Origin of the sequence: Actinotignum saccati, from assembly GCF_051265055.1 — a bacterium.
Classification (GTDB): domain Bacteria; phylum Actinomycetota; class Actinomycetes; order Actinomycetales; family Actinomycetaceae; genus Actinotignum.
Genome location: NZ_JBOZCC010000005.1, coordinates 91964 through 116159, shown reverse-complemented (window position 1 = coordinate 116159; position 24196 = coordinate 91964). Strand labels below are relative to the sequence as shown.

At 64.8% G+C, this 24196-nt stretch carries 21 protein-coding genes; 2 read left to right on the top strand and 19 right to left on the bottom strand.

Going from position 1 to position 24196, the window contains the following annotated elements; genetic code table 11:
- Nucleotides 1-73: 73 nt before the first annotated feature.
- On the top strand, nucleotides 74-1357 hold the full coding sequence (locus tag ACRQEC_RS05875) for an MFS transporter (RefSeq protein WP_284890010.1): 1284 nt from the start codon (nucleotides 74-76) through the stop codon (nucleotides 1355-1357).
- Between the two features lie 98 nt (nucleotides 1358-1455).
- Here ACRQEC_RS05875 and ACRQEC_RS05870 read toward each other — a convergent pair whose 3' ends face one another.
- From ACRQEC_RS05870 to ACRQEC_RS05785, 18 genes are all read right to left on the bottom strand, one after another.
- Complete coding sequence (locus tag ACRQEC_RS05870) at nucleotides 1456-2808, bottom strand: MFS transporter (RefSeq protein WP_087069933.1); 1353 nt, start codon at nucleotides 2806-2808, stop codon at nucleotides 1456-1458.
- Between the two features lie 179 nt (nucleotides 2809-2987).
- Entirely contained in the window at nucleotides 2988-3926 is a 939-nt protein-coding gene (locus ACRQEC_RS05865; RefSeq protein WP_284890011.1) for an NAD(P)-dependent oxidoreductase, read from the bottom strand.
- Between the two features lie 29 nt (nucleotides 3927-3955).
- Entirely contained in the window at nucleotides 3956-5479 is a 1524-nt protein-coding gene (locus tag ACRQEC_RS05860; RefSeq protein WP_284890012.1) for an ABC transporter permease, read from the bottom strand.
- Complete coding sequence (locus ACRQEC_RS05855) at nucleotides 5476-6156, bottom strand: ABC transporter ATP-binding protein (RefSeq protein ID WP_035276747.1); 681 nt, start codon at nucleotides 6154-6156, stop codon at nucleotides 5476-5478. Before ACRQEC_RS05855 ends, ACRQEC_RS05860 begins: the two co-directional genes overlap by 4 nt.
- Nucleotides 6156-7178: an efflux RND transporter periplasmic adaptor subunit gene (locus ACRQEC_RS05850; protein WP_284890013.1), complete on the bottom strand. Its 1023-nt coding sequence runs from the start codon at nucleotides 7176-7178 to the stop codon at nucleotides 6156-6158. The genes ACRQEC_RS05855 and ACRQEC_RS05850 overlap by 1 nt, the downstream gene beginning before the upstream one ends.
- Before the next feature lie 365 nt (nucleotides 7179-7543).
- Nucleotides 7544-9025 (bottom strand): lysine--tRNA ligase, encoded by a 1482-nt coding sequence (gene lysS / locus ACRQEC_RS05845; RefSeq protein ID WP_284890129.1) that lies wholly within the window; start codon nucleotides 9023-9025, stop codon nucleotides 7544-7546.
- A 40-nt stretch (nucleotides 9026-9065) separates the two neighbouring features.
- Entirely contained in the window at nucleotides 9066-9914 is an 849-nt protein-coding gene (locus ACRQEC_RS05840; protein WP_284890014.1) for a Rossmann-like and DUF2520 domain-containing protein, read from the bottom strand.
- Between the two features lie 11 nt (nucleotides 9915-9925).
- On the bottom strand, nucleotides 9926-10795 hold the full coding sequence (locus ACRQEC_RS05835; protein WP_284890015.1) for a ketopantoate reductase family protein: 870 nt from the start codon (nucleotides 10793-10795) through the stop codon (nucleotides 9926-9928).
- Between the two features lie 52 nt (nucleotides 10796-10847).
- Complete coding sequence (locus ACRQEC_RS05830) at nucleotides 10848-12728, bottom strand: PH domain-containing protein (protein WP_284890016.1); 1881 nt, start codon at nucleotides 12726-12728, stop codon at nucleotides 10848-10850.
- Nucleotides 12729-13223, bottom strand: coding sequence for a PH domain-containing protein (locus tag ACRQEC_RS05825; protein ID WP_284890017.1), 495 nt, complete (start codon nucleotides 13221-13223; stop codon nucleotides 12729-12731).
- Between the two features lie 86 nt (nucleotides 13224-13309).
- The gene (locus ACRQEC_RS05820) at nucleotides 13310-13729 is read right to left on the bottom strand and encodes a DUF3180 family protein (protein WP_284890018.1); all 420 of its coding nucleotides are present in this window, start codon (nucleotides 13727-13729) and stop codon (nucleotides 13310-13312) included.
- Nucleotides 13722-14645: a 2-amino-4-hydroxy-6-hydroxymethyldihydropteridine diphosphokinase gene (gene folK, locus ACRQEC_RS05815; protein WP_284890019.1), complete on the bottom strand. Its 924-nt coding sequence runs from the start codon at nucleotides 14643-14645 to the stop codon at nucleotides 13722-13724. Before folK ends, ACRQEC_RS05820 begins: the two co-directional genes overlap by 8 nt.
- The gene (gene folP, locus ACRQEC_RS05810; RefSeq protein ID WP_284890020.1) at nucleotides 14642-15553 is read right to left on the bottom strand and encodes a dihydropteroate synthase; all 912 of its coding nucleotides are present in this window, start codon (nucleotides 15551-15553) and stop codon (nucleotides 14642-14644) included. The genes folK and folP overlap by 4 nt, the downstream gene beginning before the upstream one ends.
- 1 nt (nucleotide 15554) lies before the next feature.
- The gene (folE, locus tag ACRQEC_RS05805) at nucleotides 15555-16148 is read right to left on the bottom strand and encodes a GTP cyclohydrolase I FolE (protein ID WP_284890130.1); all 594 of its coding nucleotides are present in this window, start codon (nucleotides 16146-16148) and stop codon (nucleotides 15555-15557) included.
- A 105-nt stretch (nucleotides 16149-16253) separates the two neighbouring features.
- Nucleotides 16254-18536: an ATP-dependent zinc metalloprotease FtsH gene (ftsH, locus tag ACRQEC_RS05800; RefSeq protein ID WP_284890021.1), complete on the bottom strand. Its 2283-nt coding sequence runs from the start codon at nucleotides 18534-18536 to the stop codon at nucleotides 16254-16256.
- Nucleotides 18537-19088 (bottom strand): hypoxanthine phosphoribosyltransferase, encoded by a 552-nt coding sequence (hpt, locus tag ACRQEC_RS05795; RefSeq protein WP_016441812.1) that lies wholly within the window; start codon nucleotides 19086-19088, stop codon nucleotides 18537-18539.
- Nucleotides 19089-19125: 37 nt separating this feature from the next.
- Nucleotides 19126-20235 (bottom strand): tRNA lysidine(34) synthetase TilS, encoded by a 1110-nt coding sequence (tilS, locus tag ACRQEC_RS05790; protein ID WP_284890022.1) that lies wholly within the window; start codon nucleotides 20233-20235, stop codon nucleotides 19126-19128.
- A complete protein-coding gene (locus ACRQEC_RS05785) occupies nucleotides 20235-21608 on the bottom strand; it encodes a D-alanyl-D-alanine carboxypeptidase/D-alanyl-D-alanine-endopeptidase (protein ID WP_284890024.1) in 1374 nt (457 codons plus the stop codon). Before ACRQEC_RS05785 ends, tilS begins: the two co-directional genes overlap by 1 nt.
- 80 nt (nucleotides 21609-21688) lie before the next feature.
- Between ACRQEC_RS05785 and ACRQEC_RS05780 the strand changes: the two genes are divergently transcribed.
- Entirely contained in the window at nucleotides 21689-22213 is a 525-nt protein-coding gene (locus ACRQEC_RS05780) for an inorganic diphosphatase (RefSeq protein ID WP_026428653.1), read from the top strand.
- Between the two features lie 234 nt (nucleotides 22214-22447).
- Here ACRQEC_RS05780 and ACRQEC_RS05775 read toward each other — a convergent pair whose 3' ends face one another.
- The gene (locus ACRQEC_RS05775) at nucleotides 22448-23785 is read right to left on the bottom strand and encodes a C40 family peptidase (RefSeq protein ID WP_026428652.1); all 1338 of its coding nucleotides are present in this window, start codon (nucleotides 23783-23785) and stop codon (nucleotides 22448-22450) included.
- Between the last annotated feature and the right edge of the window lie 411 nt (nucleotides 23786-24196).

Here is a 24196-nt window from a genome sequence, read left to right as displayed (position 1 = left end):
TCCTAGGTAAACTGACTGTCAGTTTCCACTGTGATTTTACGCCATCGCGCGGGCACGCACGAAAGGAGGGATCATGGCCGCCACGCGGTTCCCACCGGGATGCACCCCCGCCCCGGATTATTACCGCTGGCGCGCACACGTATTCCTCGTTGTCTATATCGGCTATGTGTTCGCCTACACCACCCGCAATAACCTCAAAGTGGTCTCCGTCCGCTTCATGGAGGAAGAAGGCTGGTCCCTCTACCAGGTCGGTTTCGTGCTCAGCGCCTTCACCCTCGCCTACGGATTCGGAAAAATCATTTTCGGCATGGTGGCCGACCGCGTCTCGCTGCGCCGCCTCTTCGGCGGAGCGCTAATTATTTCCGGAATCCTGTGCATCATCACCGGCTTCCCCAGCTCGCCCCAAGCTATCGCAGCCCTGACCTTCGCGAACGGGCTGGTGCAATCGGCCCTCGCCCCCGCCGCCCTGGTCCTCCTGGGGGCCTGGTACCCCAATTCTTCACGCGGTTCGCGGGTGGCGATCTGGAATACCTCCCAGAACCTGGGCGCCGCCCTCCTCCCGCTACTAGCCGGGGCCTTCACCGGCTGGAGCCTGGCCCGTTTCCACATTTTCCTCGTCCCGGGCCTGCTCACTATCGCGGTGGGCATCTGGGCCTACCGCACCGGCGCGGACCGCCCCTGGCGCCAGGGCCTACCCACCCTCACCATGCTGTTCGGCCCGGCCGGCACCCCGCAGCTGAGTACCCGCGCGGACGGCTACTGGCCCACGGTGGTGCGGGCGGTGCTCACCAACCGCTGGATCCTCACCCTCGTCGGCATTAATACGCTGCTGTATTGCATCCGTTTCGGTGTCATCAACTGGATAGTTATTTTCGCGGCCGCCCACGCCACCGGGCGCGACGGCCAAATCGTGTTGGCCGGCGCGGAACTGGCGGCGATTCCGGCCTCCTTCGCCTTCGGGGCCTACGCGGCGCGCTACCCCAACCGGGCTTCGTCGGCAGCCATGAAAGCGATGCTGGCCCTGGCGGCGGCGCTCGCCGCCTGGCCCCACCTGGCTTTTAGCAGTTCTTCGGTAGCCTTGGCGCTGCTGCTCGGCGCTCTCATTTACGGACCCCAGGTGAGTATTAATATGCTCACCCTCTCCCTGGTTCCCGATAATGTGGCCGGCGCTGCCACCGGGGTGGTGGGCGCGGCCGGCTACCTGGCCGGCGAAACCCTCGCGAATTTCCTCATCCCCCACCTGGTCACCGGCTACGGCTGGACGGTAGCCTACACCAGCCTCGCCCTCACCGCCCTCATCTGCGCGGCCGGGTACGCGAGCCTGCGCGGCCCGGAAATGCGCAGCCTGCGGTATTAAGAACGACGACGCAGCTAGCTGGCTGCCAGCACACCCGCGCGGGGCCCGAATCCTCGGGCCCCGCGCCGGCGTCGTCGTACATTATGCAGCGATAACTATTAGGCCTGCACCACGGCCTGTTCGCGCCGCGAGAGCGAGAGGTACATAACCCCGGCCGCCACCGCGATGCCGGCGAGCAGCGTGAAGGAGGCCGCCCAGGAGAAGCGCTCGGCGAGGATCGGCATAATGAGGTTCGCGCCCATCTCGCCAACGATGTACCCGAAGAGCCCCACGAAACCGACCGCCACCCCGGCCGCCTTGAGCGGCACGAAGTTGAGGGTGAGGATATTGACGATGAGCTGCGGGCCGTAAATCAGCGCGCCCATGAGCCCGGAGACGATGAGGAGCACCACGTAATTGTCGTTACCCATGTAGACCCAGATGAGGCCGGCCAGGCACAGCAGCCCGAGGAAGCCCACCACCGACTGACGGTTGGGGAGCTTGACGGAAATCCAGGCGAAGAGGAAGGAGCCGGGAATCGCGATCCATTCCAGCACCGAGAAGGCCGTGGAGTACTGCGCTTCCGTGAAGCCCATTTCGGTGCCGAGGAAGGCCGGCATCCAGTTGAGCACCCCGAAACGCAGGAAGTAGAGCGCGGCGTTGATGAAGGCCACGGTGAGGACCAGCGGGGAGGTGAAAACGAAACGCACCAGGATATGCCAGTAACTTTCGTCGGGGGTTTCGTCGGTATTCGGTTCGCCGGCCTTCCCGTAGATCTGGCGCAGGGTGGGCATACCTTCGGCTTCGGGGCGGTCCCCGCCGTACTTCCAGAAGAAGATGGAGAGGCCGAAGACCACCAGGCCCGGGCCCCAGAAGGCAATCGCGCCGCCGCTGGGCCCGCCCAGGGCCAGCAGCCAGGTGATCATAAGGGGCAGCAGCGCCCCGCCCAGGTTCTGGGAGGTATTCCAGATCGCGATACCGGAACCGCGGGTTTTATTCGGGTACCAATTCGCGATCATCGCCATGGACGAAGGCGCGAGCGCCCCCTGCGCGCAGCCGAGCAGGAACATGAGGACCGCGAGCAGGTAGAAATTCGTGGTAAAACCGATGGCAACGCAGAGCACCGCGGAAAGCCCCAGGCAGCCGGCGAAAATACGGCGCAGGGAAACGCGGTCGGAAAGCATCCCCATGAAGAATTTCCCGAAGCCGTAGGTGATGGTGAACATGGTGAGCACCAGGCCGATTTGCGGCAGGCTCCAGTCGTTCTCCAGGCGCAGGGCTTCGGAGCGGAGTTTGAAATTATTGCGGACCAGGTACGCGCATACGTAGCCGAGGTAGGCCACGAAGAACACCATGCCGCGCCGCCTGAGGTACTGCGCGAAAGTGTCCGGGTGCGCGGCGGCGAATTGCGCGCTGGTGTCCTCGGATTCCGCGGCGGGCGTGGCCGGCCGCTTATCGTCACTCGATGACATCACTACTCCTCCTTGAGCTGAACTGTATGTCAGTTTAAGGAGTGTAGCGCACTATTGCCGCCGAGTGGTAGTCCCGGGCGGTTGGTTATTGTCGATTGTGTGGCGCGGGGCAGCGCGGCGGGTCATGCGAGCGCGGCGCCGCACCGGATCGCGCGGCCGCTTGAGGCTTCCTTCTACGCTTAGGCTTCGCGGTTAATGAACTCCCCTCCGTCGCGCAGCGCCCGCACATTGGCGAGGATCAATTCTTCGGCACCCACGGGCCGCCCGCCGGCGGTATGCGGGGTAATAATCGTGGCCAGGTCCCACAGCGGCGAATCCGCGGGGAGCGGCTCGGTGGCGGTCACGTCCAGGCCGGCGCCCGCGATTTTTCCTTCGCGCAGCGCGGCGGCCAGGTCTTCTTCGTTCACCGTTTTTCCGCGCCCCACATTAACGACGACGGCGCGACTGGGCAGGGCCGCAAAGACGCTCGCATCCACCACATTGGCGGTGGCCTCGGTGGCGGGGAGGATGAGAATGAGGACATCGGTATCGGCCAGGAGCTCATCGCGCTGGGCGAGGTTGGCGCCGTCGTACACCTCAATATCACCTTCGGTGCGCCGGGAGGTGGCCAGGCCGCGCACCTGCGCCCCGAAAACTTTGAGCATCCCGGCCAGGTGGCGCCCGATATGCCCGTAGCCCCAGATGGTTACCTTCGCGCCGAGCAGGCTGGTGAGGCGCCCGCCGGGGCGCAGTTCGGTGAAGAAGATGCGATCGCGTGACCAGCGGTGGTTGTGCTGTTCTTCGGTGGCGATGCGCAGGTCGCGCACCAGGTAGAGCGCGAGGGCGATGGCGTGTTCGGATACGGTGGCGTCATGCAGGCCGTTCGCGGTGGCGAGGATGACTCCGGCGGGCGGGTTGGTGGCGTGCAGGCTTTCCGCACCGGCCATCATGCCCTGGATGAGTTTGAGCTGGGGAAGCTGGGCCACGTGCTCGGTCGCATTCGGATCGAGCCAGACCACGAGGGCTTCGGCATCGCGGTGTTCTTCCGGGATGGGTGCGTTCACATCGAAGGTCACCCAGGTGACGCCCGCTTCGGGCGGGAGGGAGAGGTCAAAGCTATTGGGGAGCAGTACTTTCATGGCTTTAGCCTAGCTCTCCGCGCTCCCACCTAGAAGCGGATGGCGTCAATCGGTTTGATGCGCAGCGCCATGGTAGCCGGGATAATTCCGCAGAGCGCTCCCACTCCGGCGGAGATCGCCAGGCCAATAAAGGCGGCCAGGACCGGGTATCCCACGCTATCCACCGAGAAGGGCAGGTCGAGCCACCGGGCTATGGGCGCGGTGCGGATGGTGATAATCGAGGCAATGACCCCGATGAAACCGGCCGCCGTCGTCGCCACCACGGATTCCAGGAATACCGAGGTGAAGATACGGCGCGCGGAGGCGCCCATCGCGCGGCGGATCCCCATTTCCCGCACCCGCTGCTTCATCGTGACGATGGAAACGGTCAGCAGGCCCAGGGCGCCCACCAGGATCACGATCCCGCCGATGGCCGCGATAATCGCGGTGACCTGGCGTTCGGTGGATTCCTGGCCGCGCATCTGACTTTCGATGAACTGGCCTTCCACCTGGTAGTTCTTCCCCAAGCGACCCTGGAGTACGGAGACGAGGACCTTCTGGGCTTCCGCCTCTTCCCCGCGCGGCACCAGCACCGAAACGGTGGAGGAATTCATGGGGGAAAGCTGGGTCATCGCGGCGGCGGCCATGCTCTGGTAGGGCACGTGCAGGCGCGGGCTATCCCAGCGCGAGCGGTCCGCAACCACCCCGACCACCGTCATCCGCACCCCGGTGGGTCCGGACAGCGCGATCTGCGGGTAGCTGGCCAGCGATGGCTCGCCCATTTCCTTGTAGAGCATTTCATTGACGACGGCGGGGTTCATGAGGCGCTCGCCATCGGCTTCGGTGAGCCACCGCCCGCGGGTGAGCTGCACGTCGAAGAGCGGGCCGTAGGCCGGGTCCACCGCGAGCATTTCGTAATTCGGCTCCATCATCCCGAACCCGGGGCCGCCGCCTTCACCAAACTCGGTGCCGTTGGAGCCATCCCCTACCGGTTCGGCGCCTTCTACCGCACCGGCGCTTTCCAGCTCGCCGCCGGCACCCAGCTCGCCGCCGGCTTCCGCCCCGGTCATGCTTTCGGAGCCCCAGCCCTCCAGGTCCTGAATATCACCGGCGCCGCCCGCTCCGGGTAGCACCGGCGGGAAGGCGAGGGACACATAGGAGGTACGCGAACGCGTCCAATAATTCGCCCCGGCCTTCTCCATGTATTCGGCCACGGTGGTGCTGAAAATATCTTCGCTGGCCTGGGCACCGGCCAGGGTGCCGAGCTGCGCGCCGGTGGGCGGAGCCACGGGATTCGCGTACGGATTGGCGTAAGGATCGGCATAAGGGTTGGCGAACGGATCGGCGCCGCCCTCCCCACCGGTGTTATACACCCCGATATTGACGGTGCCGGGTTTACCCTCCCACTGGGCGAGCTGGTGTTCCCCAGCTGCACTAATGAGCTGGCCCAGGGCAAGCACGGTTGCCATTGCCCACACCGCGGCCGCCACCCCGACGAGGGAGAGGATAACTCGTCCGCGATCCACTCGAATTTCTTCCCAGGCTTCGAGAACGGCCCCGAAAATGCGTGTCATTTTTCCTCCGGCCAGACGAGCCCATCGTGGATGGTGAAACGGCGATCCGCGCGGGCGGCCACTTTCGGATCGTGGGTGATCATAATGAAAGTGGCGTTATTTTCCCGCGCCATACTTTCCATAAGATCCATGACCCGCCCCGCGGTATCCACATCGAGGGCGCCAGTTGGTTCATCCGCGAGGAGAACCTGGGGGCGGCGCACGAGCGCCCGGGCGAGGGCCACCCGCTGCTGTTCCCCGCCCGAGAGCTGGGAGGGCATCGCATCCAGGCGGTCCCCTAATCCCACCCGATCCAGCATCTGGGCAGCTAAGCTGCGGCGTCGAAAAATAGTAGCGGTATCCGAATACAGCAGGGGCACTTCCACGTTTTGCACGGCGGTGCGGCCGCGGAACAGATTGAACTGCTGGAAAACGAAACCGAAAAGGGAGCCGCGCAGGTGGGCGCGCGCCGATTCACTCAAGTCCGCCACGTCGCGGCCCTCAAAACGGTAGGAGCCGGTATCGGGCAGGTCGAGCATCCCGATGATATTGAGGAGAGTGGATTTCCCCGTTCCGGACTGACCCATAATCGCCACGTACTCCCCGCGCTCGATGCGCAGGTCCACCCCGCGCAGAATCGGCAGCGGGCGGCCGTTCGGGAGGGTGACGGTGCGGGTCACCTGCTCAAGCTCTAACATCACATCCCCATCATCGGGTCGGGCGTGGGCTGCGCGCTCGGCACGTACTGGAGGATTTCTTCGCCTTCTTCCAGTCCGCCGGTGATCTGAATCTGGCGCCCGTCCGTCACCCCGAGTTGCACGGTGCGTTTGGTAGGTTGCGCGCCGTCCGCCGCGGGCAGGTAGACCACGCCTTCGCGGAAGCGCCCTTCCACCGCGCTGACCGGCACGGTCAGCACCCCGGTGGTATTGCTCCCCGGGATGGTGAGTTTCGCGGCCGAACCGTCGTAAACCTGCTGTTCGGCGGGAATATCGCAGATAAGGGCAGGTTGCACGCTTCCGGACGCGCCATCTAGTCCGCGCGCCTCGGCTTCTTTAGCGCCAAGACCAGCCCCCGCACCGGTTTTTTCCGTGACCGTGCGCAGATTGGTGCAGTCGAAAGGCGCCGGGCCGTTCGTGACCGCGAGCTGCCCGGCCGGCGGCAGCGAAGCGAGGGAATAGAGCTGTTCGGGTTTCACGCTCACCCGGGCGTGGTAGGTGGCCGGGGTGATCGAGCCGATGCTTTCTCCGATGGAGACCGGCTGGCCCACGAGCACATCCACCGCCACGGTGCCGCTCACCGGGGCGAGCACATTCACGTAACTCACTTCAATATAGGGCTCGCCGGGCACTTCCACTTCGGTGCCGTCCTCAAAAGTTTCCACGGTGGCGGCAGTGGTTTTTTCTTCTTCGTGGCGGATCCGCAGCAGCCGGTCACCTTCATTGACGACGGCGCCCGCTTTGACATCGACCACATCCACGGTGCCGTTGGCGGTGGCCCGCACGGGAGTGGCCGGATTGCGCATGACGGTGGCATCGAGCGTGAGGGAATTATCGATATCCCCCGGCATGGCCACCACCGTGGGGATGGTGAAATCCCCCTGGGCCACGAGTTCCGTGGAGGTGCGTTGGTTCGGGAAAAATGCGAACTTGACGAGAGCTGCGGCGATGACGAGGCCGAGCAGGAGCTTGATGACCTGGAAAATGGTGTCAGTTTTCTTCATGGACGGGCACCTTTGCACACGGGAAATAGGATTCGGGAAGCCGGGCGTGGCACCGAACTACTTGGAAGATTACCGTGAAGAGGCCGAAAAATAAATAGGAAAATTCATCACGTTTCTTTTAGTGGGCAACTTACCGGGTGCCAGGCTGGGTTGTTCCCGGCAGCTGGTAGCGGCCTAAGCCGCCCCGTGCGGAGCAACGCCGCGCAGCTCGATGTACCCGCGCCAGATACGCCACCGCGCCGCGGGGGCTGGGCCTCCGCGGCGCGGGCGTCGTCGTACCGAAAAATTACTTTCGAGCCGGGTTACTTCCTGAAGCGATCAGGTTATTTCCCCAGCGCGCCAGGTCATTCCCCTGGCCGGTCGGGTTACTTCCCGGGTTTAATGAAGGGGAAGGTGATCGTTTCACGGATCCCCAGGCCGGTCATGGCGGTGAGGAGCCGGTCGATGCCCATGCCCATGCCGCCGGTGGGCGGGAAGCCCTGTTCCATGGCGGCGAGGAAGTCCTCGTCCAGCTGCATGGCTTCCGGGTCGCCGTTGGCGGCTTCGATGGATTGCTGGGTGAGGCGTTCGCGCTGGATAACCGGGTCGGCCAGCTCGGAGTAGGCGGTGCCCAGTTCCATGCCCCGCACGTACAGGTCCCACTTTTCGGTCAGGCCCTTCTTGGTGCGATGCGGGCGGGTGAGCGGGGAAGTGTCCTCGGGGAAGTCGTACACGAAGGTGGGTGCGTAGAGCTGGTCCCCGCACAGTTCTTCGAAGAGTTCTTCCACGATTTTGCCGTTCACCCAGAAGGGCGCGATCGCGATATCGCGGGCTTCCGCGAGGGCTTCGAGGCGTTCACGCGGGGTATCCACGGTGATTTCTTCACCCACGGCCGCGGAAACCGATTCATACAGATCGAGTTTCTGCCATTCGCCGCCCAGATCATATTCGGTGCCGTCATTCAGAGTGACGGTGGTGGTGCCCAGGGTATCCAGGCAGGCCCGCTGGACGAGGTCCCGGGTGAGTTCGGCCATCGTATCGTAGGTGGCGTAAGCCTGGTAGGCCTCCAGGGCGGTGAATTCCGGGGAGTGGGTGGAATCGGCGCCCTCGTTGCGGAAGTTCCGCCCGATTTCGAATACGCGATCCACGCCGCCCACCACCGCGCGCTTGAGGTAGAGCTCGGTGGCAATGCGCAGGTAGAGGTCCTCATCGTAGGCGTTAATATGCGTTTGGAAGGGCCGGGCCGCGGCCCCGCCGTGGATGGGCTGGAGGATCGGGGTTTCGATTTCTACGTAGCTGCGGCGGTCAAAATTGGCGCGCAGCGATTTCATGACCCCGGCGCGCAGCCGCACCATATCACGGGCGGCCGGGCGGGTGATGAGGTCGAGGTGGCGCATCCGCACCCGCGATTCTTCGTTGAGGGCAACGTCTTCGCCGGCTTCGTTCTGGTAAATCTTCGGCAGCGGGCGCAGGGCCTTGGAGGCCATCTGCCATTCGTGGGCGAAAACGGAGAGTTCGCCGCGCTTGGAGGCCCCCACGTGCCCGGAAACGAAAATGAAATCGCCCAGGTCTACGTCTTGTTTGTAGGCGGTCAGCCGTTCTTCGCCCACGTGCGCGAGGGAGAGAATCACCTGGAGGCGGTTGCCGCGCCCGTCTTGGAGGGTGGCGAAAGCAATTTTTCCGCCGGTGCGGGAGAGCATGACACGCCCGGCGATACCCACCGACGTCTCGGTTAGTTCTTCGCCAGCCTCAATATCGCTGTATTGTTCCCGGATTTCCGGGATGGTGGCGGTGATGGGAAGTTCAGCCGGGTAGGCTTCGCTTCCTTCCGCGAGCAGGCGGGCGCGCTTGTCCAGCCGGATACGCATCTGTTCCGGGGTTTCACTATCAAGAAATTCACTCACATGGTCATGGTAGACGACGCCGCGCCGCCCGGTCACGTGACGCGGCCCGTATCACCCGATAGACAGGTGGAATATCAGGATAATTCCCGGTTGCTGCCAGGGCTTCGACCGCGGCGATATCGTCCGGGGCGCTATCGCTTGCGGCGGGTGCGTCTTCATTTTTTTCGGCGACGACGCCGCCAGCTGGCGGGTCAATAAGTTCGATACCGGCGTCGGCCATGGCGAGTGCTTGTTCTTGGAGTCCGCGGGCGTAGGTGCTGTCCAGTCCGGCGGCGGCGAGCATGCGCTGGACTTGGCCGGCGAGGAGCGCGGTGTGCCGGGAGGCATGGGTGAGGGCGGCAGCGTAGAGTCCGCGGTTTTCTTCGGCGAGGACGGAGGGTTCTCCCCCGAGTTCGCTCACGAGCGCCATGCCGATGGGCAGGAGTGGCGCGGAGCTGGTGACTGCCCAGGTGGCGCCGATGAGTTGGCGCATATCGAGGGAGGTCCCGGTGAAGGTCAGGGCCGGATGGAGGGCGAGGGTGAGGGCGCCGGCGGTAGCCGCATCCCGGAGTACGCCCGTGCCAAAGCGCGCGCTGGTGTGGATGACGAGCTGGCCGGGGCGCCACCATCCCTGCCCGGCGGCGTGTTCCACGACGCCGGGCAGGGCGGCGTCGGGCACAGCGAGGAGGATGAGGTCTGCGCGGGCGAGGAGGTCTTTGGTTTCGCGCGCGGGTACTCCGGGGAGGAGTGCGTCGAGGCGTTCGCGGCTGGCGCTGCTGCGGGCCACCGCACCGATGATGGTGTGGCCGGCGGCCCGCAGAGCTGCGCCGAGGACGCTTCCGACTTTTCCGGCCGAGATGATCCCTATGGTCATCCGGCCCGGTGTCACTTGCGGCCCCGCAACCGATCATCGATGGCGGAGAGTGCAGCGGTGATGGCCGGTGCGGGTACTCCGAGGCGGGCGGCTTCTTCGAGAACCGCGGTGCCCAGGGAGTGGATTTCGGTGCGGTTGCCGTCACGCAGGTCGCGAGAGAGCGAGGAGTGCGCATCGGGTGCGAGGCGACGTAGCCACGCGTGGATTTCCGCGGGGCGGGTGGGAACTTTCTCCATCGTGGCGATGCGGGCCAGTTCGGTGCACATCGCGTCGGTGAGTTCCGGGGCGCGTTCCATGGCGCGGCCGATGGGCAGCCCGGTGGCGCCAGTCAGCAGGGCCATGGCGCATTGGTTGCGGAGTTTGCGCCACAGGACCTGGTTTTCGGTACCGCGGAAGAAGACGTCAATTCCGCCGTTGAGGAGTACGCGCGCGATTTCGCCGTCCATGGCGGTATCGGGCATTTCCACTTTGAGGAATTGGGAGGTGTGTTCGATAACTCCGGGCGCGGTGCGTTCGCTAATGGTGTAGACGGAGCCGGACCAGGATTCCCCTTCGGTGAGGGTGTGGATGGCACGAGCATGATCGAAGCCGTTGAAGAGCGCCCCCACTTCTTTGGGGCGGGCCGAGCGAATCGACTTTTCGATGCTGGGGAGGGTGTATGCCTTGGTGCACAGGAGGATTTCACTGCCGCGGGCCGGGCTGGTTATTGCCGGCACCTGCGCGGTGAAATTACCGAACCGCTTGGATTTAATAACAATTCCGTTGCGGTTAATAACATCTGCGGTGCGCTCGGTAGCAACAACCGCGACTTTTTGACCGTTGTGCGCGAGAACTCCCGCGATGAGCCCACCAATACCACCCGGGCCGTAGATATTAAGCATGGGAATAATCCTAGATGTAGAAAAATGTAAAAGTGCGGCTACGCGACGTGTTTCACTCTTGTATCGGGCCGAAATCACTTTCAGGAACCTGGCTGCGGCCCGACCCGGGACTATTGTCATTCCCTTGGGGGTACGACGGCGCCGTAGGCGCGCCCGGCTGAGTGGGTGCAGTTGGCTGCGCGTGCATACCGGCCGCCCGCGGTTCGTGTGCCGCTGGTTGTACCGATGGCGGTGCCGATGGCGGTGCCGCTGGAGGTGCGGAGGGCCGCACGGCTGGTGGTGCGGTGGGGCCGGCCGGAGGTAATTCGGGGTGCCAGCCGCGCGGGCCGTGCCCGCGTTCGCGGACGGTGGCGGTGAGGACGCGGCTGGCGGTGGCGGCATCCATGTGTTTGGCGTGGGCATCTACCGAGAGCCCCACAGTTGCCCAGCGCAGGGTACCGAGCTGGAAGCGGCGTTCGAGCGGGCCTTGGCTAATAATGGCGGATTGGTAGTGTTCGCGCAGCAAAATTGTTACTTTGCGGTACCAGAACCAGCCATGCCGCATAATAATGACATCCTCACCTACGAAAATACCCGAGCGTTTCCACCCGATGGGATCCAACCAGCGTGAGGAGCGCGGGTTGGGGATGAATCCGGGGAGGGCGCTGTCATCAAGAAGATAACTGCGCAGCTGGGCCAGGCTGGGTACCCCGGTGTGGGGTGGGAGCGCCATGGCATCAGTAGCGCCAGCACTAGCGGCAGCGGCATCGGATGCGGCATCGCCCTCGGGAAGCACGTCAGCGTCGGCGTCTTTCGCGAAGCCGAGTTCACGCACAACGGCGAGGACATCCTCGACCGTTCCCACCGGGACCAGGGCATCATTTGCGGTCTTGGCTGCTTCCATCGCTTCGGAAATCGAGCCGGAAATAACGCAGCTTTCTACTTTCCACCATCCGGGCCACAAATTCGGTTTTTTGAAGGCCAGCGCGTGGACGCGATAGGAAGGCAACCCGAGGGTGCGCCGGGATAGGAGCCCTTCTTGTTTTTCCACGCCTTCGGCCGTGGGCGAGATGCGAGCTCCCCAATTAGCTTGCAGGGAGCTCACGGGCTGCCATATCAGCGCGATGATAAGGAAGAGGAGGGCGAAGGAACCACCTGCATCGGTAAGCACATAGGTGGTGACCGATCCGGCCACCGTAAGAATCGCGAGGAAGATCCGTGGGGAGAGCACGAGGGAGGCAAGGAACCGCCGCGCGGACATGGCATACAGGTGCGGGCGTACTTCCGGAGCGCTGACGGTGGCAAGATCGGGGACTTCCGAGCTATCTCCGCTGCGCATTTTATCCGCGAGCGAGAGCACGAGAGGCCGCAGTTTTTCAGCGTGGGGCAGCGCCAACCACCCGATCTCTACTTTTTCTCCACCGGAGGTAATAGTGAGGCTGGCTTGGCGCACCAGCCGCGCGAGGAGTTTTTGGGTGACATCCACGCTTTGGATACGATCCCAGCGCACGTGGCGGTGCTGTTTGAACAGCACGCCGCTGCGCATATGCACCCCGTCCGCATCGAACATCCAGGCCATATGCCGCCATTGGATGGCCGCGACGATCCCGGTCAGCGCCGTAACTACCACCGCAATACCCACCGCGATCAGCCAGAAGGAACGCAGCAGATCAACGAATTCACCCCAGACAATTCCAGGCGAATCGGTATCCTCCAGGCGCTTAATCGCGATATAACCGCCAGCTACTACTACAAAGAACCACAACGAGAGCAGCGAGCTCCACGGCGTCCATTTCGAGACCGGCTGCCAGGTGCCCGAGATCGCGGTGCTACTCACTCCGGGCGCAGCGGGTAGCGCACCAGGAACTGCGGGCAACGCACCAGGAGCTGCGGGCAGCGCGCCGGTTACTCCCATCACGCTTCCCGATTCCGGGGATGTTTCGGTGCCGGCCATTTAGACCCCTTCCATTTCGGCTACGCCGAGGTGAAGGAGACGTTCACGCACCTCATCCGCTTCCGCGGTAGGCAGACCGGTGATAACTGCATCCGTTTCCATGGAGGCGGTGTGGAGAGTGACTTTCGCGAGCCCGAAGCGGCGCAGCAGCGGCCCGGATTGCACATCCACCGTTTGGATACGCCCGTAGGGCACCACGTCAATGCGGCGGAACATAATCCCGCGGCACAGGCGCAGCGCAATATCATCCATCGCGTAACCGAGGTGATTCACCTGCCGGGAGAGAATCCGCAGGTGAATCAGGAAACCGAGGACGGGCAACCCCAGCAGGGGCGCGTAATAGGCGAGCGGTTCGGGGCGCGCAATAAATCCAGCCACCGCGAGCGCGATGAGGAGCACGAGCCAGAAGCAGGCGGCGATAATCCACCGCACCGTGAAGAGTTTGCGCGACACCGCGCGGTAGTTCCGCCCGGGATCAAGAGGGGTAGTCACCATGGCTTAACGCTACCAAAGGGCTACGACATAAAAATTGGCCCCGAAAAACACCGCGACTGCCGCGGCACAATGAAACCGGCGCCCCGCTACCGCCGCTCAATACGGCACCAGGTATCCACGATCCATCCGACCACCGCGAGCACCAGCGCCGCGGCGGTGAGGATCGCCCAGGCCCGCGCACTCGCCCGAGTAAAAGAGGTGGAGCCCAGCGCGCTCATAATCGCGAGCACTCCCCCGGCGCCCGCCAGAAGCGCCCCGCTGCGCAGCCCCGCTGCCGCGCCTGCTGCCACCCGCAGCGCAGCCAGCCGTGAAAGAGATTCGGCGCGCCCGCGCCGTAGCCGCCGCACCCGCCAGCCGTACCAGAGCAGCACCGCGGCGATGAGGAGTAGCGGCAGCCCGGCGAAGGCGGGCACAGCAACGGGATGCGCGGCGAGGAGGCGCCGCAGCGCTTCACCTGCTAAAGCGCCTGCCGCGCCCCACCCCAGGAAGGCTCGTAGATTACGCATCGTGCCCGCCCGTATCGGGGCCGACGACGCCGCCGGCACCCGCGTGCTCGCTTATCCGGGCGCGTTCCAGTTTTGCGGTGGCCTCCGAATCGATTTCTTGCCAGGGTTCCATGACGAAGGCGCGGGTATGAGCACGCGGGTGGGGCAGGGTGAGAAGCGGGTGGGTGCTGCGTACTCCTTCTACCCATTCGATATCGAGGTCGAGGGTGCGGGCCCCCCAGTGGATCCGGCGCTGGCGCCCCGCTCGCGCCTCAATAGCACGGAGTGCGGCCAACACCTCGAGGGGCGCGAGCTCGGTGCTGAGGCGCAGTACCGCGTTGAGGTAATCGGGTTGCGGCTCCTGCCCGGGCGCAAGCACGGGGGCGGTGGTATGGAATGAGGAAACCGCGTCAATATGGACGGGGAGCGCGGCGATCTGGGTAAGGGCAGCGCGCAGAGTTTCTTCGCGTTCCCCCAGGTTCGCGCCCATCCCGATCACCATCTCCCGCATGGTTCCCGCGCGGGCAATATCGGCCAGGCGCCGCACGGTTACCCGGGCGTCCGTGAAGCGCCCCGGTACGGGAGCTTCGGGTTTGTGTACGGTCACTTCGGCGGCCAGGGCACCGCGCGCGAGGACCCGGCCGGCTACCCGCTCCCCCAGTGTTTCAAGCAAGCTCACAGGAGTGCTTTCCCCGACCGCGCGGGCGTCCTCTGCCAGATCCGCGTAGGAGATGGTGGCCGCGAGGTCATCTGCATGGCCGGCCGCGCTGGTGTCCACGAAGGCTGCGACGTCGAAAATAAAAGGATGATCGGCTTCGCGTTCTTCCGCGTAGACGCCGTGCCGGGCGGATACTTCCACGCCGGTGATGCTCACGGTATCCAGGCAGCATCCGAGCATGGCGAGGGCATCGTGAATACGCGGGGGTAGTCCCATCATGACCGCGCGGCCCCCGCAGCGCCCGTGTTTTCGGGGCGAGCTACTCCGGGTTGGGAGGTGGATACCAGTCCGCATTCGCGCAGTTTCGCCACGGTATCCACCGCGATCCGCGAGGATGCTACGTCGTGGACCCGCACCGCCCACACGCCTTTTTCGGCGAAATAGGTACTCAGCGCCGCGGTGGCGCCGTCTCGCCCACTGGCAGCTAGGCCTTCCGGGGTGACTTCGGCGAGGAAGCGTTTGCGGGAAACTCCGATGAGAACCGGCATGCCGGCCCACAGGAATTCGTCAATATGGGCCGCCAGGCGCCAATCGTCGTCGCCCATTTTTGCGAAGCCGAAACCCGGGTCGATGATGATCCGAGTGGGGGCAATGCCGGCCGCAACGGCACCCGCCACGCGCTCAAGAACTTCCGTGCTGACCTCGCGGCCGATAGCGCGATAGCCGGCCAGAGAATTCATGGTTTGCGCGTCGCCGCGCCCGTGTTGAAGCACATAATAGGCCCCGGATTCGGCCACGGTTTCCCACATGGAGCTGTCTGCGCGCCCGCCGGTCACGTCGTTGATAATGCGGGCGCCGGCCGCGCAGGCCCGCGCCGCGGTTTCGGCGTGGTAGGTATCGACCGAGATGGGGATATGCGCGGCTAGTTCGCGTACCACCGGCCCGATGCGATCCCATTCTTCCGCGGGGCTGAGGAGGGTGGCACCCGGGCGGGTGGATTCCCCGCCGATATCGATGATGTCTGCCCCGGCGGCGATGAGTTCATGGCCGTGGGCGATGGCGGCATCGACCGTGGCCCAGCGCCCGCCGTCGGAAAAAGAATCAGGGGTGACGTTGAGGATTCCCATCACGCGGGTGTGGGGTCCCCCCAAAAGTTCCGAATCGCGCAGCGGCATAGGTGTTGGCATATTAGGCTCCCCGTTCGATGAGACTCATGGCTTCGGCGCGGGTGCTCGGTTTGCGCAGCATGCCGCGCACCGCCGAGGTGACGGTACGCGAACCGGAATTGCGTACCCCGCGCATGGTCATGCACATATGTTCGGCTTCCACCACCACGAGCACCCCGGCCGCGCCCAAACGGTCACGCAGCGCATTGGCGATCTGGGTGGTCAGGCGCTCTTGAACCTGGGGGCGGCGCGCGTAGCCTTCCACCAGCCGGGCCAGTTTGGACAGGCCGGTGACTTTCCCTTCCGCCCCGGGAATATAGACGATATGGGCCGCCCCGAAGAAGGGCAGCAGGTGGTGTTCGCACATGGAATAGAAAGTGATATCCCGTACCACCACCATTTCGTGGAAGTCTTCCGCGAATTGGGCGTCGAGCACCGCGTCGGGATCCTTGCCCACCCCGGAAAAAATTTCGGTGCAGGCGCGGGCTACCCGCGCGGGAGTATCCACGAGGCCGGGGCGGTCCGGGTCCTCACCGATAGCGCTGAGGAGTTCCCGCACGGCCCGCTCCACCCGCGCGGTATCGACCTGCCGCGCGCCGTGACGCTGCGTGTCCATGCTCTGGCTGTCGGCCCGGCCGCTTCCCGCTGATTCCGCTGCGCTCATGCATCCGTCCTTTCCGCGCTCACGCCCCGTATTTTCCACGCTCATAACCACGAAGATTTAGGCGCCCTCATTTTCCGCGCCGTGCCGGCCGCGCGGGCCGAGCGGCCCGGTGGCAGCATCGGGGAGTTCCGGGGCGGGAAGGCGCGAATCCGCTGCCGCTTCCGCCTCGGTTTTCCCTTCCGGGAGCGGGATGGGCGGGCGCTGCGAGACCGGGCGATCCGGGGCGGAGAGCCACACCTCCCGCTCCGGGGCTTTAACAACGTCCTTGAAAATCTCCGCGAGTTCGTTTTCCAGCACGGTTTCCTTATCGAGGAGCACCGCGGCCAGGTGGTCGAGGATATCCCGGTTTTCGGTGATGATCGTCCACGCTTCGGTGAGGGCCTGGTCGAGGAGGGCCCGCACATTCTCATCCACGGTGGCAGCCAGGGAATCCGAGGTGCGCGAGGCCGCCCCGAAGCTCGCTTCTTCCTGGGCAGTGGGAGCCACCCGCACCGCACCCACCGCGGTGGTCATCCCGTATTCGGTCACGATCTTGCGCGCGGTTTCGGTGGCTTTCTGAATGTCATTGGAAGCGCCAGTGGAAGGATCCCGGAAAATGATTTCTTCCGCGGCGCGCCCGCCCAGCGCGTAGGTGAGCTGGTCGAGGAGCTGGTTGCGGGTAACCGAATAGCGGTCTTCGGTGGGCATGACCATCGTGTAGCCCAGGGCCCGCCCGCGCGGCAAAATAGTCACCTTGGTGACCGGGTCGGTATAGCGCAAAGCCGCGGCCGCGAGCGCGTGCCCGCCTTCGTGATAGGCCGTCATGCGCCGATCCTCCGGGCTCATCACCCGGCTGGAGCGCTGCGGGCCGGCCATCACGCGATCCGAGGCTTCATCCACATCCGCATTGGTGATGACGTGGGCGTGGCGGCGCGCCGCCAAAAGCGCGGCTTCGTTGAGGATATTGGCGAGATCCGCGCCTGTGAAACCGGGGGTGCGCTTGGCGACCCCGGCCAGGTCTACGTCGTCCGCGAGCGGCTTGCCGCGCGCGTGCACCCGCAAAATGGCTTCGCGCCCGCGAATATCGGGGGCATCTACCGCGACCTGCCGGTCGAAACGCCCGGGGCGTAGCAGCGCCGGATCCAGTACGTCCGGGCGGTTGGTGGCGGCAATAAGAACCACGGCCTCATCGGTGGAGAAGCCGTCCATTTCCACGAGGAGCTGGTTGAGGGTTTGTTCCTGTTCGCCGTGGCTGAGGGCTCCGCTGCTGCGCCCGCGGCCCACCGCGTCGATTTCGTCCACGAAAATAATGGCCGGGGCTTTTTTCTTCGCGGTTTTGAAGAGTTCGCGCACGCGCGAGGCACCCATACCCACGTAGAGCTCCACGAATTCCGAGGCGGCGATGGAGAAGAACGGCACTTGTGCTTCCCCGGCGATGGCCTTGGCCAGCAGGGTTTTACCCGTTCCGGGTGGGCCGTAGAGGAGCACCCCGCGCGGGATGCGGGCCCCGAGGGCCTGGTAGCGGTCCGGGTTCTTGAGGAAGTCCACCACTTCCTTCACTTCTTCGACGGCTTCATCTTCCCCGGCTACGTCGGAGAAGCGCACTTCGGAGACTTCTCCGTCCGCATTGGCATCTTTCGCCCCGAAGCCGCGCCCCATCTGGCTGCGCATGAACCAGATGAACACCGCGAAGATGAGGATCATGGGCAGGAAGGTGAAGAGCATGGACACGAAAACGTTCTGGGAGGGAACGATTGAGTTATGCCCGCGCTCCGGATTGGCCCGTTCCACTAGGGAGGTGATGTGCTGGCCCTGCGGGTCAGCGTATTGGAAGGTGACCTTCTTCCCGGCGTCGTGCTTGTCGCCGTCGCCGTCCATGGTTTTCGTTGGCTCGGTCAGCCACAGGCGCACCCGGTTGGTGCCGTCTGTAATCTGCACGCGTTGCACGGTGGTACCTTCCAGCAGCGCGATACCTTCCGAGGTGGAGATATTGGACCACTGCATGGCCATGAATTGGTTGGTCCCGATAAAAGCAAGAAGCGCCGCGATGACGATGCCGGAAATAACGCGCCAGCGCCGCCTGCTGGTGCGTTCTTCTTCGCTGAGCTTATGGCCGGAGCCGGAGCCGCGGGATTTCTTATTCTTCCCGTCGCCGCCCGTACCGGTATCACTGCCCGAGTTGTCCGGCTGGGGCGGGTGGGCGCGGCGTGCCCGGCGCTTGCGCTCATACGCGCTGGGTTCGGCGCGATTCGCTTCGCTACCGCGAGTGTCACTACCGCGTGCCTCACCGCCACGAGCTTCGCTTCCGCCCGGCGCGGTGCCGCCCGGTTCCGTACCGCGAGGTTCTTGCTGTTCGTCCACTTATCCTCCGTAAACGTGCGGGGCCAGGGTGCCCACAAAAGGCAGATGCCGGAATTGTTCGGCATAGTCGAGTCCGTACCCCACCACGAACTCATCGGGAATATCAAAGCCTAGATAATCAACCTGAACGTCAACTTTAGCCGCCTCGGGTTTTCGCAGAATAGCCGCGATCCGCACCGATTGCGCCCCGCGATCCAGCAGGTTCTTCTTCAGCCACGCGAGCGTGAGGCCGGAATCGATAATATCTTCTACGATGAGAACGTGCCGGCCGGTCACATCAGCATCCAGGTCCTTCAAAATCCGCACCACGCCGGAGGATTTGGTACCCATCCCGTAGGAGGACACCGCCATCCAATCCATATTCAGCGGAGAGTGGATTTTCCGCACCAGATCCGCCATGACCATGACGGCGCCCTTGAGCACGCCCACCACGAGCAGATCACCATCGTAATCGGCGTCAATCTGGCGCGCCATATCCTCAAGCTTCGCTTGGATTTCCTCATTTGTGACGAGGATTTTTTCCAACTTATCACCCATATCGGTGTGGTCCATCACCATCTCCTTGAGCAGTTCCGCTGTGCATCTAAGCCTAACGCGCGAAGACGACAATATTATCGCGCCGAAGCGCTCGCGCCCCGGGCAGGTCGCAGTGGCGCACGCCGCCCGGCCCTGTCACCAGCGCGTCGAGGGCCTCGATATGCCCCGCGTTCACCTCCCCGGCACGCGCTCCGGCGCGCAGGGCAAGGGCACGCAGAATCCGGGTGCGTACGGCCGTGGGAAGTTCACGCAGTGGCGCAATAGGTACGACGACGCCGCCAGCTGGCTCCCCCGCCTCTGTCACCACACCGTGCTCTTCCCAGCTGGATAGCTCCCGGGCCGCCCAAGCATCGAGTGCTTCATTATCGCGGCGCAGCAGGTAGGCGGTGCGGGCCAGGGCTTCCACCGTGCCCGGCCCGAGCGCCTCTTGTAGGGCCGGCAGGGCGCGTGAGCGCAGCGCGGCGCGGGTGAGCGGGCCGCCGCCCGCCGCCCGCCACGGGCCATCGGGCTCATTGGACGGGTCCTCCACCCAGGCAATGCCCTCATCTTGCAGCGCGGCGCGAAGCGCCGCGCGCCGCAGCCCCAGCAGCGGGCGTAACGCAGTGATCTCCGGGTGGCCCGGCAGCGGACCCGCTTCCGGCATGCCCGCCAGGGAACGTGCTCCCGAACCCCGGCCCAGGCCCAGGAGCACGGTTTCGGCTTGGTCGTCCGCGGTATGGCCCAGCAGCACCGGGCCGCAGGCGCCCGCCGCTTTGCCTGCACCAGCCATCTCGCCCGCCGCGCCCGCCGCCTCACGTGCCGCGCCAGCCGCCGCGGCCAGCGCTGCGTACCGGGCCGCCCGCGCCTGCCCTTCCGGGCTCGATCCACCGCCAAGGTCCACGCTGACCGTTGCGGCGTCGTCGTACCCCCACGAACGAAGTAGGCTCGCAACCTGCGCGGCTTCGCGCCCCGCCTCCGGGCGAATCCCGTGATTGACGGTGACCGCGCGCAGCAGGTAGCCGTCACGGCGCGCCACGAAGAGCGCGATGCGGGCCAGTGCGAGGGAATCCGAACCGCCGGACACCGCCACCGTCAGGCGAGTCCCCGGCCCGTAACCGCAGCTCTTCAGCAGGGCGCGCAGGCGGCGCCGCCCGGCCGCATACGCGGGATGGGGTCCGGCCATTACAGCTCCGCCACCGCGGTGAGGAAAGCATCCTCGGCGGCCCGCACGTCCAATAACGAAACGTCGTGGTGGGAATCGGTGAGGATGGAGAAAGTCAGCAGCGCCCCCGAACGCGTGCGCAGCACCCCGCTAAGGGACACCACATCCGCGAGCGTGCCAGTTTTCCCGCGGATCATACCGGGCGCGGCGCCTTCGGTGAGGCGATCCGCGAGCGTGCCGTTGAGCGCGGCCACCGGCAGCCCCGCGCCCAGCGCCCCCACCGTGCCGTCCGCCAGGTTCACAGCATCCTCCAGGATCGCGAGTTGAAGCACGCAGGTGAGCCGATTCGTTTCACTCAGCCCGGAATTATCGGAGATCACCACGCCCTCCAGCGGGTAGCCGAGCTCCTCCAGAGCCGCGTGCGTGGCCCGCGCCGCCCCCGCAAAATCCGCACTTTCCCCACGCTCGCGCGCCACCAGGTGCCCGAGGGTTTCGGCCAGGGTGTTATCCGATTCGGTGAGCATGCGGTCCACCAGCTCGCGCACGCTCGCCGAATGCACCGTGGCCAGCGGGTGGGCCGCCGCTTCCTTGGGCGCCTGCCCCGCGCGCACCTCCGCCACCTCCACGCCGGCCCCGCGCAGCTGTTCGGCCAGCGCATTCCCGGCATCGAGTGCGGGCGTGGTGCTGTAGTGGTAGCCCACCGCCCCGCCGTTCACGGCAATCGGCGTGATGGGAGCCACGTAATCGTGATTGACCGGGTCGAGGGTGGGCGCGTACTCCGGCCCCGCGAAAAGAGAGGTATCAACGACGACGCTCACCGGGCCACCCGGATGCTCGCGCGCGTAGGTGGCGGCGGCCGCGGCCAATTCCGAAAGATCGCCGCGGGCGATGGTGCCCGGGACCTGGGTGGCGGCGGTATCGGGTGCCAGGAATACATCGCCCCCGCCGATGAGGTGAATGGTGGAGCCGGAAGCGGCCACGCTGGTAGCGAAGCGGCGGTCCGGGCCGAGGGTTTCCAGGGCCACCCGGGCGGTCACCAGTTTCATATTGGAGGCCGGGACCCGTGGGACTTTCGCGTCTTTGCTGGCGAGGACCCGCCCGGTGGCGGCCTCGCGAATTTCGTAGGATACCTGGCCCGTGGGGGCCAGGCGCGCGGCGAATTCCTGGCCGAGGGCGGCCACTTTGGCGGCGCTGGCATCCTCGAGTTCCGCGGGCGCGGAAGCGGTCGGAACGGTCACGGCCGGCACGGGGGTGGGATGCGGATACGGCGCGGCGGCATCGGCCCTAGGTCCCAGGGTGAGCAATCCGGGGGTAAGATCAAAGGCATCAGCGAATGCGTACCCGCCCGCAAGAAGGAGCACCAGGGACAAAGCGATCTGAGCTTTTCCTTTCACGGGCCTATTCTTGCACGGAACGCAGCTCGTATTCTTAGGTGTTCTTATGTGCCAGCCGTCAGCGAGGAGAGCTTCACATGATGGAATTCGATGTCACCATCGAAATCCCCAAGGGAAATCGAAATAAGTACGAAGTAGATCACGAAACCGGGCGGATTCGCCTGGACCGCATGCTTTTCACATCCACCCGGTACCCCGATGATTACGGATTTATTGATGACACCCTCGGTGAGGACGGCGACCCGCTGGACGCCCTGGTGCTCCTGGAAGAGCCCACGTTCCCGGGTTGTGTGATTCGGTGCCGCGCGCTGGGCATGTTCCGCATGCGTGATGAAAAGGGCGGCGACGATAAGGTGCTGTGCGTGCCGGCCTCGGATCAGCGGGCTTCCTGGCGTACCGAAATTGAGGATGTTTCGGAATTCCATCGCTTGGAAATCCAGCACTTCTTCGAGGTCTACAAGGATCTGGAACCGGGCAAATCCGTGGAAGGCGCCCACTGGGTGGGCCGCGAAGCCGCGGAAGAGGAAATCCGGGCTTCCTTCCAGCGGGCCATTGACGAAGGCTACTACACCGCGCACGAAGCGCAGCCGCCCAGCCAACACTAAGCAGCCGGCTAGCGCTAAGCGGGCGCCCGGCCAGCACTAAACGGGCAGCCCGGCACTGGACAAGCGCCCCGGCAGCCGGCGCGGCCCCGGCGAAAACGCCAGTAACTCCGAATAAAAGCACAAAAAGCGGGAGCTATGCAGATATGCACAGCTCCCGCTTTTCTTTTCGGCTTGTATGCCGCGCGCCGGCGTCGATCCGCTCCGCGAACCTTACCTGCCGCGCGCTAGCCGCACCTAGTCAATAATCCGCACGTAGGTGGGGCTGCCCCAGATCGGGCCTTCGCGGGTGCCGCCTTCGGGGTTGGTGGCGGCGATATGCATGCCGTTGCCCGTGTAGATTCCCACGTGCCCGGGCCACCACAGCAGGTCGCCGGGTTGGGCTTGGGAGGGGGAAATCTCGTAGCCGGCCGAGCGCTGCGCCCCGGAGGTACGCGGCAGGGAATACCCGAAGTGCCCGTATACATAGCGGGTGAAACCGGAGCAATCCCAGCCTGAGGGGGTATTGCCACCCCACACATAGGGCACGCCCACGAATTGCCGCGCGAAGCTGACAATCGCCCAGCCGTCACCCGAAGGCGCCGGGGCCGGTTCAGGTTCGGGTTCCGGTTCCGGTTCGGGGGCCGGAGCGGGCGCAGGTGCCGGTTCCGGATCAGGTTCCGGTGCGGGGGCAGGAGCGGGTGCCGGCGCGGGGGCGGGCTGCGCTTCAGCCTGGCGCCGAGCCGCTTCTTCCGCGGCCGCCTGGCGGGCCGCGGCTTCCCGAGCCGCTGCCTCGCGGGCGGCCTGCTCCTGGGCTGCCGCTTCGGCCGCGATGCGCTGGCGCTCGGCTTCGGCCTGGGCACGCGCCGCGGCTTCTTTCTGTTCTTGCTGGGCGCGTTCCAGCGCCGCCGTCGTACCCTTTTGCCGGGCAAGGGTTTCGAAAAGTTGGTCACGTTGTGCTTCGATGGAGGCCAGTTGGCTATCCAATTGGGAGGCGGCCGAGCTAGCGTCCTTCGCGGCACCCTCGGCGCGCGCGGCAATCGTGGCCTGCTCATTGGCCTTGCGATCCGCTTCGCCCTGGAGGGTATCGGCAATATCGCGGGCGGCCTGATAGCGCTGTAGCTTCTGGTCGGTGGCGTGGCCGGCGGTGCGGAAGGCGCGCTGGCGATCATCGGCATCGCGCAGGGATTGCGCCCCAAGCAGCGCGTTCGCGGCGGTGAGCGTGGTGGAAGAATCCCGGTACATCGCCGAGGAAATCGAGCCGAGCTCCCCGCGCGCCGCATCGGCTTCCGCCCGGGCGCTATTGGCCACCACCTGGGCATCCATCGCGGTATTGACCGAATCTTCCAGGTTGCGCTGGGCGCGCTGGGCTTCGGCTGCCTTAATCACCACATCGGTGCGTGCCGCTTCGGCCTGGGAGGCAAGCCCGGCCAGCGAAGCTTCAATCTGCCCGATACTTTGAGCTGTTTGCTTTTCCGCGGCCCGCGAGCGATCAATATCGCGATCAACGTTATCCGCGCGGGCACCGGGTAGCACTGAGAGAGCGAGGGCGCAGGCGGCCAGCACAGCCGTTAGGCGCCGAGAACGATTCTCCACACGACCTCCAGAGGGCGGGCTTTCCCGCGCCCCGGACGGGTGCGCGCAGACTAAGCCCACAATTCGATATAAACACTAAGAACATACCTCACACCAGTCCAAAACGAAACATCTGCCCCAAAATTTCACAGGTGTAATTCTGTTCTTTTTCGTCACACTGTTCACCTGTATTTATCAGAAACCACAATCGTCACAGGGTAGGAACCGCAACTGCGCACTCAATCAAGAATGTGATTCACGTCGTGAACTTGACGAATACCGCCCTCGCCTGCCTATGCTTGCATCATGTTCGTCATGCGAATGCCCAACTAGCGCACGTTCCGCGGCCCAGCCGCCCTAACGTGCGCTATCAGCCCTGCTGATTTTGGAAAAGAACACCAAGTAGAAAAATAAGCGGGCTGGTCAGAGCGC